General features: G+C 45.8%; 9 protein-coding genes and 2 rRNA genes (1 of these 11 running past the window's edge). 8 read left to right on the forward strand and 3 right to left on the reverse strand.

Annotation, left to right across the window (positions count from 1 at the left end):
* Positions 1-223: 223 nt before the first annotated feature.
* Positions 224-1,519, reverse strand: a complete 1,296-nt coding sequence (locus ACJA3J_RS05080) for a glutamate-1-semialdehyde 2,1-aminomutase (RefSeq protein ID WP_406945685.1) — start codon at positions 1,517-1,519, stop codon at positions 224-226.
* Positions 1,520-1,718: 199 nt separating this feature from the next.
* The gene (locus ACJA3J_RS05085) at positions 1,719-1,805 is read right to left on the reverse strand and encodes a YjcZ family sporulation protein (protein ID WP_089653779.1); all 87 of its coding nucleotides are present in this window, start codon (positions 1,803-1,805) and stop codon (positions 1,719-1,721) included.
* Positions 1,806-1,995: 190 nt separating this feature from the next.
* Here ACJA3J_RS05085 and ACJA3J_RS05090 point away from each other — a divergent pair, with 190 nt between their 5' ends.
* The 5 genes from ACJA3J_RS05090 to perR all read left to right on the forward strand — a co-directional run bounded on the left by ACJA3J_RS05090 (position 1,996) and on the right by perR (position 5,097).
* The gene (locus ACJA3J_RS05090; RefSeq protein ID WP_089653777.1) at positions 1,996-2,406 is read left to right on the forward strand and encodes a potassium channel family protein; all 411 of its coding nucleotides are present in this window, start codon (positions 1,996-1,998) and stop codon (positions 2,404-2,406) included.
* A gap of 64 nt (positions 2,407-2,470) precedes the next feature.
* Positions 2,471-2,941, forward strand: a complete 471-nt coding sequence (gene bcp, locus ACJA3J_RS05095) for a thioredoxin-dependent thiol peroxidase (RefSeq protein WP_089653776.1) — start codon at positions 2,471-2,473, stop codon at positions 2,939-2,941.
* Between the two features lie 80 nt (positions 2,942-3,021).
* Positions 3,022-3,972, forward strand: a complete 951-nt coding sequence (locus ACJA3J_RS05100; RefSeq protein WP_406945686.1) for a D-2-hydroxyacid dehydrogenase — start codon at positions 3,022-3,024, stop codon at positions 3,970-3,972.
* Between the two features lies 1 nt (position 3,973).
* On the forward strand, positions 3,974-4,531 hold the full coding sequence (locus ACJA3J_RS05105) for a cob(I)yrinic acid a,c-diamide adenosyltransferase (RefSeq protein WP_406945687.1): 558 nt from the start codon (positions 3,974-3,976) through the stop codon (positions 4,529-4,531).
* A gap of 122 nt (positions 4,532-4,653) precedes the next feature.
* The gene (perR, locus tag ACJA3J_RS05110; RefSeq protein ID WP_089653921.1) at positions 4,654-5,097 is read left to right on the forward strand and encodes a peroxide-responsive transcriptional repressor PerR; all 444 of its coding nucleotides are present in this window, start codon (positions 4,654-4,656) and stop codon (positions 5,095-5,097) included.
* A 106-nt stretch (positions 5,098-5,203) separates the two neighbouring features.
* On the opposite strand, the gene ACJA3J_RS05115 is transcribed toward perR, so the two are convergent.
* Entirely contained in the window at positions 5,204-5,575 is a 372-nt protein-coding gene (locus ACJA3J_RS05115) for a YgzB family protein (protein ID WP_089653769.1), read from the reverse strand.
* 133 nt (positions 5,576-5,708) lie between these two features.
* Between ACJA3J_RS05115 and ACJA3J_RS05120 the strand changes: the two genes are divergently transcribed.
* From ACJA3J_RS05120 to ACJA3J_RS05130, 3 genes are all read left to right on the forward strand, one after another.
* Entirely contained in the window at positions 5,709-6,593 is an 885-nt protein-coding gene (locus ACJA3J_RS05120) for a nucleotidyltransferase-like protein (protein ID WP_089653767.1), read from the forward strand.
* A 412-nt stretch (positions 6,594-7,005) separates the two neighbouring features.
* A 16S ribosomal RNA gene (locus ACJA3J_RS05125) occupies positions 7,006-8,570 on the forward strand.
* A gap of 171 nt (positions 8,571-8,741) precedes the next feature.
* Positions 8,742-10,456, forward strand: a 23S ribosomal RNA gene (locus ACJA3J_RS05130); it runs 1,201 nt beyond the window's last position.
* Together the 16S and 23S rRNA genes form the textbook arrangement of a ribosomal RNA operon.

Below are 10,456 nucleotides of genomic sequence, written 5' to 3' on the forward strand. Positions count from 1 at the left end.
GAGGAGAACAAAAGAAAAAGCTTATGCGTCATACGCATAAGCCAAAGGGGAACCAGCCTAAGCTGGAACCTATGAAAAGGGAAAGAAATGAAACAAAGATCATAATTCGTGGGAATATTCAGAATTATGTATATATAATAGCATGAAGATTTTATATAATCAACTAAATATTCAGAAAAAAATAGTAGAAAAATCTCCCCTGGGATATAGGGGAGAGGGGGGATTAATCGTTGGCCATGGTCTGGAATGTTTTTTCGACGGCTTTTAATGTTTGGTCGATATCTTCATCCGTATGAGCGGTCGTCAAGAACCATGCTTCATATTTAGATGGAGCGAGATTGATCCCCTCAGCAAGCATGAGCTTGAAGAAGCGAGCGAATCGGTCTCCGTCTGTATTTTCTGCTTGTTCATAATTTTCGACTTTCTCATCCGTGAAATATACAGTCAACGCGCCTTTCAAACGATTGATTTGAATTTGCACGCCGTAATTTTCGGCATGTTCTAGAATTCCTTTTTCCAAACGGGCGCCGAGCCTGTCCATTTCTTCATATACACCGTTTTCTTGTAGTACCTCGAGACAAGCGATACCTGCAGACATGGAAGCAGGATTACCTGCCATCGTTCCTGCTTGGTAGGCAGGTCCTAGTGGAGCGACTTGTTCCATGATGTCCGCGCGACCACCGTAAGCACCAATTGGAAGGCCGCCACCAATGATTTTACCCATAGCTGTCATGTCTGGTTCTATATCTAAGAGTTGCTGAGCGCTTCCGTATGTAAAGCGAAAAGCGGTAATAACCTCATCATAAATGACTAAAGCGCCGGCGTTGTGGGTAAGTTCGTTGACTTCTTGGAGGAAACCTGGTTTTGGTTCCACGATTCCGAAGTTTCCTACAATCGGTTCAACGAGCACACCTGCAATTTCATCGCCGAATTTTTCAAGGGCCTGCTTGAATGGTTCGATGTCATTAAAAGGAACGGTGATGACATCTTGTGCAATCGATGCCGGTACACCTGCAGAATCTGGTGTCCCTAGAGTCGATGGACCAGAACCTGCAGCTACGAGGACTAAATCAGAGTGCCCGTGGTAACATCCGGCGAATTTAATGATTTTGTTTCTGCCGGTATAGGCGCGGGCAACTCGAATGGTCGTCATCACTGCTTCTGTACCTGAATTGACGAACCTTACTTTGTCCAATGAAGGAATGGCTTCTTTGAGCATTTTAGCAAAGCGGTTTTCGAGGACGGTCGGTGTTCCGTACAGTACACCGTTCTGCGCAGCTTTGGTTATGGCTTCTGTGATATGCGGATGAGCATGTCCCGTGATAATTGGGCCATATGCTCCTAAGTAATCAATGTATTCATTTCCGTCGACATCATAGAAATGGGATCCTTCTGCTCGGTCCATATAAACAGGAGTTCCGCCGCCTACGCCTTTATACGCGCGGGAAGGAGAGTTGACTCCCCCGACGATATGTTCTTTTGCTTCTTTATATAAGTGTTCCGATTGAGAAAAATTCATAAGTTACCTCCTAAACAATCTTTTTCAACGTTTATTGTAGCATGCTTGTCCATCCTGAATCACAAAGGTGCTTCCCAGATCCAGGGACCCGGAAAGCATCCTTTGAAAGGTTCCTTCACTCTAGAGCGTTGAAACAGTAGTCCGATCGATTACGAGGAAAGTAACACAGAGGACACTTAAGCCTCAGTGAAAACTGTTCTTAGTATAGGAATGCTGCACCAACGATGATTAGAAGGATGAAAAGAACAACGATTAGCGCAAAGCCTCCGCCATATCCGTAACTCATTCACAATTCCCCCTTTCCATTGTTTACTGTATCTTATGCAGACTTTGATCCTCGGGCTGTGCGTTCGCCCGGTTTTGCCTGAAAAATGGACCTTCAACCAGTTCGATCTATAAGAGGCATAGCATAAAAGACCCCTTGCATTCATATGAACAAGTAGGGCTTGTTTACTCGTTTTAAAAGGGGCTTATCTATGATTACGATCATTATTTCTACTCTTTCCCTCGCACTGATTGGAATGAGTCTCCGTCAGATTTTTCACTCCCTCGAATTTGAACACAAAATATTTTCTGTTCAACTCTTTGTGTCTGTTATGATGTTATATACGATTGTCATGGTTGGATTTGGAATTATTTATGCTGCCCTGATCCTCCAAGGGGTAGAAGTTTACAAGGCAGACGTGCCGTTTATCCAAGGTTATTGGATTCACGATATGATAAGAAGTGTGTACTTCAGCGGGGTTACCTTATTTACTGTCGGTTATGGAGATTTGACGCCTGTAGGGATCGGAAAATGGATTGCAATCATCGAGGCGATGGTGGGGTATACTCTACCGGCTGCACTTGTTGCGAAAGTTTGGTTAAAGCATAAAGAGGAACGCTGAAGTTGGAAGTTTGTCTATTTTTAAGGTAACCTAAATGGTAGAAACCATTTAGGAGGGTCTTATCATGACAGTTGAAAAAGGAAAACAAGTACAAGACTTCACACTACCAGCAAACAGCGGCGAATCCGTATCCCTTTCTGATTATAAAGGGAAGAACGTAGTCCTTTATTTTTATCCAAAAGACATGACTCCTGGTTGCACGACGGAGGCTTGCGATTTTCGTGATCATCACGAGAGCTTCGAAGATCTGGATGCAGTCATCTTAGGTGTCAGTCCTGATCCAGTGGAGTCCCATGAAAAATTCATCAACAAGCATGATCTTCCATTCCTTCTGCTTGCAGATGAAGACCATCAAGTGGCAGAACAGTTTGGTGTATGGAAACTGAAGAAAAACTTTGGGAAAGAATATTATGGCATTGAGCGTTCCACCTTTATCATTGATAAAGAAGGGAAGCTTGCTGAAGAATATCGGAAAGTTAAAGTCCAGGGCCACGTCGAATCCGCTCTGGAATATATTAGAGAAAACCTATCGTAAAATCAACCGAACCATAGTCTACAAGTGACTATGGTTTCTTTATCGTCTAATATAGAAGTAAAGGGGAAGGAGTTGATTTCATGAAGATCGTTTCTGCCATTAAAAGAGTCCCGGATGAAATCCAACTGAGACTTCAAACACGTTTTCCTGAAGCTGCCTTCATTTTCTGTCATGGTATGGGAGAAGCTAAATATTACCTTGAGGAAGCGGATGTCTTCATTACATATGGAGAAGATTTGGATAGAGAAAAGATACAGTCAGCTAAGAAACTGAAATGGATTATGGTCTTATCTGCAGGAATGGATCTGATGCCTTTTGATGAAATTGCCAAAAGAGACATACTCGTAACGAATGTAAGAGGCATTCATGCACAACCTATGGGAGAGTATGCGATTTCCATGTTGCTGCAAGTGTCCCGTAAAGCGAAAACCCTCATACAACAAGAAGAGAATGCAGAATGGAGCCGCCGCCCCGTAATGAATGAAATAAGCGGACGTACGATGGTTCTGCTCGGAACAGGAGCCATTCAGCAAGAAGTCGCCCGTTTAGCAAAAGCTTTTCAAATGAAAACGATCGGTGTATCCAAGTCGGGGAAAAAGAAACCGCACTTCGACCAGGCTTTTCCGGTTCAACAATTGGAACTTGTTCTTCCACGCGCGGATTTCGTTGTGGCTGCTCTTCCGAGTACCCCTGACACGAAATATTTACTTGAGGAGAAACATTTTAAAGTAATGCCCAAGCGTGCTATTTTTCTCAATATGGGAAGAGGGGACTTGGTTGCATCGGAAGTGATTTTAAATGCGGTGCGGAAAGAGATTTCACACGCGGTGCTCGATGTCTTTGAGGAGGAGCCCTTACCTGAAGATCATCCGCTATGGCGGGAAGAAAATGTAACGGTAACACCGCACTTATCAGGGATCTCTCCTCACTATGTCCCAAGAGGGTTCGATCTCTTTGAAAAGAATCTGTCTGTTTTTATAAGTGGAGATGGAGAATTACGAAATATTATTGATCCAAAACGGGGGTATTAAGATGAGGATTTACACACGTTCAGGGGATAAAGGGGAAACTTCTCTCATATATGGTCAACGTGTAGCTAAAAATGATATCCGAGTAGAGGCTTATGGCACATGTGATGAAGCGAACTCTATGATCGGTCTTGCTCTCAGCCATTTGAATCGTGAAGATTGGACGGATAAGGAAGCTTTTCTTCAAACCTTCCAGAAAATCCAGACGGTCCTTTTTCATGTCGGGGCAGAACTGGCTACACCTAAAGGGAAAGATGTCATGTGGAAGCTGAAAAAAGAGCACATTGATGAGTTGGAGAAACAAATTGATGAATGGGATCAGTCACTTGAGCCTTTGAAGAATTTCATACTGCCTTCCGGGCATCAGGCGTCCGCCTCTCTTCACCTTGCCCGGACGGTGGTTCGCAGGGCAGAAAGGATATCGGTGGCACTAGAAGAAGAATTGGATAACCAGCTCGTCGTCTCTTATTTGAATCGACTATCTGATTTCCTCTTCGTAGCGGCTCGATATGTGAATCGTCAACTTGGTGGAACAGAGACGCCTTTAGACCCGGATGTATGAGAGACCAACTTTTTGAGCAGTGCTTTATATTGACAATTCCTTTAAGGAAAGGTTACACTAATTGTAAGGATTCTAATTTAATAATATTATAAATCAAGAATCAGTTTATGAAAGCGAGGTGCATGACCGTGTCAGACCATCGACTCCAAGATGCCATTGATACACTGAAAGGCTCTGGTGTACGAATTACTCCACAGCGTCATGCGGTGCTTGAATACCTGCTGAATTCTATGACTCACCCAACAGCTGATGAAATTTATAAAGCTTTAGAAAGTAAATTTCCGAATATGAGTGTAGCCACGGTTTATAACAATCTCCGTGTATTCAGGGAAATTGGACTCGTACGGGAGCTTACTTACGGTGATTCTTCAAGCCGCTTTGATTGTAATACAAGCGATCACTATCATGCGATTTGCGAATCATGCGGTAAAATTGTTGACTTCCACTATCCAAGTTTGAACGAAGTGGAATCATTAGCTGAACAGGTGACTGGATTTAATGTAAGTCATCATCGCATGGAAGTCTATGGAACATGTACAGAGTGCCAATCGAATAACGCTCACTAAAACTGGAAGCGCTAGGCTTTCAGTTTTTTTATGATAAATCATAAAAAAAACTCCGCTGCACGTGCAGCGGAGTTTTTTTGCTTGAAATCATTGGATCGTTCATGAATTACTGTCCTTGAGTTTCCTTCTGATATCGCTTTTTATTATATTTCTCATCAAAATCTTTTCCTTCTAAAGACTTGTCCATCGTCAAAGGCTGATCGCAGTGCATGCATGCATCCACACGACCGAGCATCTTGGTCGGTTTTTCACAGGACGGACAAACAATTTGTACGGTTTTTGTTGAAAGCATGCCGATCCAGAAGTATACGACTGTACTGAGGCCGACAAACCCCACGCCCAATATCATGAATGTAGCCATTGCCCACATCGTATCTTTGAATAACAACCCGATGTACATCACGCCGATGCCAAGGAAGATCAGCCAGAAAGCAAAGGAACGAATCTTGTTGATTTTGCTGCTGTATTTTAACGCCACTCAGGGTCCCTCCTTACTATCTACCACGTAGTATAGCATATTTTCTTTAGGCAAATATAATAGGAAAAAAGGATTTTGCCTAAACATAGCGAATAAACACAAAGAAAGGGAAATTGAATGTGGGGGAAAGAATATGGAAGATCTATTACGCCCGATTTATCAAGAGAAAGCCAGTCAAAGTAACACGCTGGGCATTCTTATTTTAGAGAAGAAGAAACCGATTAGTCCTGTAACGGATAATTTTGATGTCATTCTATTCATTATTGTCCGAGACGCGGAGGAACTATGGTATGTTAAACATTATGAATTTGAAAATAAATCAGCAGCAATGCATATAGTGGATGAAAAGCTCCTCCAGCATTGGATCGATACAAGTTCTTATCGTCGAGCAGTAGAATGGGTCATTAACGGCAACGTCATTTTTGAGAGAAATGAGTATCTGACGAATCTAAAGGAACACTTGCGGGAGTTCCCTCAACAAACCCGCAATTTAAAGAAGGCGATTGAATTTGCAAAATTGATTCGTAGTTATAGCGAATCTAAAGACTTGTATGATTCCGAGCAGTATTTGGATTCTTACAGTCGCATGGTAAACTCTCTTCATTATCTAGCGCGGTTATCCATTATTGAAAAAGGGTTCCACCCAGAAGTGACGGTTTGGAACCAGGTGAAGCGGATTGAACCAGAAATCTATAAACTTTACCAGGAACTCATTGAAAGTGATGAACCTACAGAGAAAAGAATACAGTTAATGATCCTGGCTGTGGAACACTCGATTAGTAAAAGGTCAAGGGCAAGTGCTCAGCATTTGCTGCAGCTCATGAGTGAAAGAGAAGAGCCCTGGTCGTTTGGAGAACTGAAGGTGCATCCTGAAATTCAAGAATACATCTTGGACTTATCTTCAATGATTGAATATCTTGTAGACCATCATGTCATTGAAGTTGTGCCTCAGGATACGAAAGGGCCGCAAATATTCCATAGAAGATACAAGCCTGTTGACCAATATGTAGATCAGTGAAAAGATCCCCTCTTCTGAGTAGGAAAAAGAAGAGGGAATCTTTTTGTAAAAAGTTATTGACGGTAGAATTCACAGCGTGCTATATTAATAAGCGTCGCATTAAGAGAGCGGCAACGAGCTAAATAAAATCATGAAATAGTTGTTGACACAAAACGACATACATGATAAATTATTACTTGTCGCATTAAGAGAGCGGCCAGCCGCAAACGGCTTAACAAAATAAATCATAAAAAGTCGTTGACACAAACAACTGGACATGATATATTGATTGAGTCGCTGTTTTGAAGCGGCAAACAAAACATTGATCTTTGAAAACTGAACGAACCAACCAGTACGTCAAAACATTTCTTCTTTAAAGAAGAAATTTGAAACAAGCACATTCGGTGTGCAAATGAGCAAGTCAAACTTAACTTTTATGGAGAGTTTGATCCTGGCTCAGGACGAACGCTGGCGGCGTGCCTAATACATGCAAGTCGAGCGCGGGAAGCGAGTGGATCCCTTCGGGGTGAAGCTCGTGGAACGAGCGGCGGACGGGTGAGTAACACGTGGGCAACCTGCCTGTAAGATCGGAATAACCCCGGGAAACCGGGGCTAATGCCGGGTAATACTTTCTTTCGCATGAAGGAAAGTTGAAAGATGGCTTCTTGCTATCACTTACAGATGGGCCCGCGGCGCATTAGCTAGTTGGTGAGGTAACGGCTCACCAAGGCGACGATGCGTAGCCGACCTGAGAGGGTGATCGGCCACACTGGGACTGAGACACGGCCCAGACTCCTACGGGAGGCAGCAGTAGGGAATCTTCCGCAATGGACGAAAGTCTGACGGAGCAACGCCGCGTGAACGATGAAGGTCTTCGGATCGTAAAGTTCTGTTGTTAGGGAAGAACAAGTACCGTGCGAATAGAGCGGTACCTTGACGGTACCTAACGAGGAAGCCCCGGCTAACTACGTGCCAGCAGCCGCGGTAATACGTAGGGGGCAAGCGTTGTCCGGAATTATTGGGCGTAAAGCGCGCGCAGGCGGTTCCTTAAGTCTGATGTGAAAGCCCACGGCTCAACCGTGGAGGGTCATTGGAAACTGGGGAACTTGAGGACAGAAGAGGAGAGTGGAATTCCACGTGTAGCGGTGAAATGCGTAGATATGTGGAGGAACACCAGTGGCGAAGGCGACTCTCTGGTCTGTTTCTGACGCTGAGGTGCGAAAGCGTGGGTAGCAAACAGGATTAGATACCCTGGTAGTCCACGCCGTAAACGATGAGTGCTAGGTGTTAGGGGGCTTCCACCCCTTAGTGCTGAAGTTAACGCATTAAGCACTCCGCCTGGGGAGTACGGCCGCAAGGCTGAAACTCAAAGGAATTGACGGGGGCCCGCACAAGCGGTGGAGCATGTGGTTTAATTCGAAGCAACGCGAAGAACCTTACCAGGTCTTGACATCCTTGGACATCCCTAGAGATAGGGCTTTCCCTTCGGGGACCAAGTGACAGGTGGTGCATGGTTGTCGTCAGCTCGTGTCGTGAGATGTTGGGTTAAGTCCCGCAACGAGCGCAACCCCTAATCTTAGTTGCCAGCATTCAGTTGGGCACTCTAAGGTGACTGCCGGTGACAAACCGGAGGAAGGCGGGGATGACGTCAAATCATCATGCCCCTTATGACCTGGGCTACACACGTGCTACAATGGATGGTACAAAGGGCAGCGAAGCCGCGAGGTGTAGCAAATCCCATAAAACCATTCTCAGTTCGGATTGCAGGCTGCAACTCGCCTGCATGAAGCCGGAATCGCTAGTAATCGCGGATCAGCATGCCGCGGTGAATACGTTCCCGGGCCTTGTACACACCGCCCGTCACACCACGAGAGTTGGCAACACCCGAAGTCGGTGAGGTAACCTTTTTGGAGCCAGCCGCCGAAGGTGGGGCCAATGATTGGGGTGAAGTCGTAACAAGGTAGCCGTATCGGAAGGTGCGGCTGGATCACCTCCTTTCTAAGGATATAACGGAAACGTACTGTGTTGGTTGTTCAGTTTTGAGAGATCAAACGATCTTTCAACTTGTGAACCTTGAAAACTGGATAAGGAATCATTGTCTTCATCTAACGATGAGACAATTGATGACAAGACATCTAATTGAAATTGTAAACGTCTTTTCACGAAGATAGTTAAGTGAATAAGGGCGCACGGTGGATGCCTTGGTACTAGGAGCCGATGAAGGACGGGACTAACACCGATATGCTCCGGCGAGCCGTAAGTAGGCTTTGACCCGGAGATTTCCGAATGGGGAAACCCACTGTTCGTAATGGAACAGTATCCTATACTGAATACATAGGTATAGGCAGGCACACCCGGGGAACTGAAACATCTAAGTACCCGGAGGAAGAGAAAGCAAATGCGATTTCCCAAGTAGCGGCGAGCGAAACGGAATCAGCCCAAACCAGAAAGCTTGCTTTCTGGGGTTGTAGGACACTCCATTGGAGTTATCAAAGAGGAAGATAGGCGAATCGATCTGGAAAGGTCAGCCAGAGCAGGTAACAGCCCTGTAGTCGAAATCTTTCTCTCTCCGGAGTGGATCCTGAGTACGGCGGAACACGAGGAATTCCGTCGGAATCCGGGAGGACCATCTCCCAAGGCTAAATACTCCCTAGTGACCGATAGTGAACCAGTACCGTGAGGGAAAGGTGAAAAGCACCCCGGAAGGGGAGTGAAAGAGAACCTGAAACCGTGTGCCTACAAGTAGTCGGAGCCCGTTAATGGGTGACGGCGTGCCTTTTGTAGAATGAACCGGCGAGTTACGACCGTATGCGAGGTTAAGCAGCAGAAGCGGAGCCGCAGCGAAAGCGAGTCTGAATAGGGCGAGTGAGTATGCGGTCGTAGACCCGAAACCGTGTGATCTACCCATGTCCAGGGTGAAGGTCAGGTAACACTGACTGGAGGCCCGAACCCACGTAAGTTGAAAATTACGGGGATGAGGTGTGGGTAGGGGTGAAATGCCAATCGAACACGGAGATAGCTGGTTCTCTCCGAAATAGCTTTAGGGCTAGCCTCAGAATAGAAAGTCATGGAGGTAGAGCACTGATTGGACGAGGGGCCCCTATCGGGTTACCGAATTCAGTCAAACTCCGAATGCCATAGACTTTGTTCTGGGAGTCAGACCGTGGGTGATAAGGTTCATGGTCGAGAGGGAAACAGCCCAGACCGCCAGCTAAGGTCCCAAAGTGTGTGTTAAGTGGAAAAGGATGTGGAGTTGCTTAGACAACCAGGATGTTGGCTTAGAAGCAGCCATCATTCAAAGAGTGCGTAATAGCTCACTGGTCGAGTGACTCTGCGCCGAAAATGTACCGGGGCTAAACACACCACCGAAGCTGCGGATTGATCTTATGATCAGTGGTAGGAGAGCGTTCTAAGGGCCGTGAAGTCAGACCGTAAGGACTGGTGGAGCGCTTAGAAGTGAGAATGCCGGTATGAGTAGCGAAAAAAGAGTGAGAATCTCTTTCACCGAATGCCTAAGGTTTCCTGAGGAAGGCTCGTCCTCTCAGGGTTAGTCGGGACCTAAGCCGAGGCCGAAAGGCGTAGGCGATGGACAACAGGTTGATATTCCTGTACCACCTCCTTTCCGTTTGAACGACGGGGGGACGCAGGAGGATAAGGAGAGCGCGCCACTGGATGTGCGCGTCCAAGCAGTGAGACGGTCGGATAGGCAAATCCGTCCGGCAACGTCAAGCTGTGATGGGGAGGGAAATAGAGTACCGAAGCTCCTGAGTTCACACTGCCAAGAAAATCCTCTAGTGAGGAAAGAGGTGCCCGTACCGCAAACCGACACAGGTAGGCGAGGAGAGGATCCTAAGGTGAGCGGGAGAACTCTCGTTAAGGAACTC

Origin of the sequence: Halobacillus sp. SY10, assembly GCF_045401165.1 — a bacterium.
Lineage (GTDB): Bacteria > Bacillota > Bacilli > Bacillales > Halobacillaceae > Halobacillus > Halobacillus aidingensis.

Coding starts and splice junctions, on each gene's coding strand:
- ACJA3J_RS05090 (WP_089653777.1), top strand. CDS start 1,996: ATGATTACGATCATTATTTCTACTCTTTCCCTCGCACTGATTGGAATG.
- ACJA3J_RS05120 (WP_089653767.1), top strand. CDS start 5,709: ATGGAAGATCTATTACGCCCGATTTATCAAGAGAAAGCCAGTCAAAGT.
- ACJA3J_RS05100 (WP_406945686.1), top strand. CDS start 3,022: ATGAAGATCGTTTCTGCCATTAAAAGAGTCCCGGATGAAATCCAACTG.
- ACJA3J_RS05105 (WP_406945687.1), top strand. CDS start 3,974: ATGAGGATTTACACACGTTCAGGGGATAAAGGGGAAACTTCTCTCATA.
- perR (WP_089653921.1), top strand. CDS start 4,654: ATGACCGTGTCAGACCATCGACTCCAAGATGCCATTGATACACTGAAA.
- ACJA3J_RS05080 (WP_406945685.1), bottom strand. CDS start 1,519: ATGAATTTTTCTCAATCGGAACACTTATATAAAGAAGCAAAAGAACAT.
- bcp (WP_089653776.1), top strand. CDS start 2,471: ATGACAGTTGAAAAAGGAAAACAAGTACAAGACTTCACACTACCAGCA.
- ACJA3J_RS05085 (WP_089653779.1), bottom strand. CDS start 1,805: ATGAGTTACGGATATGGCGGAGGCTTTGCGCTAATCGTTGTTCTTTTC.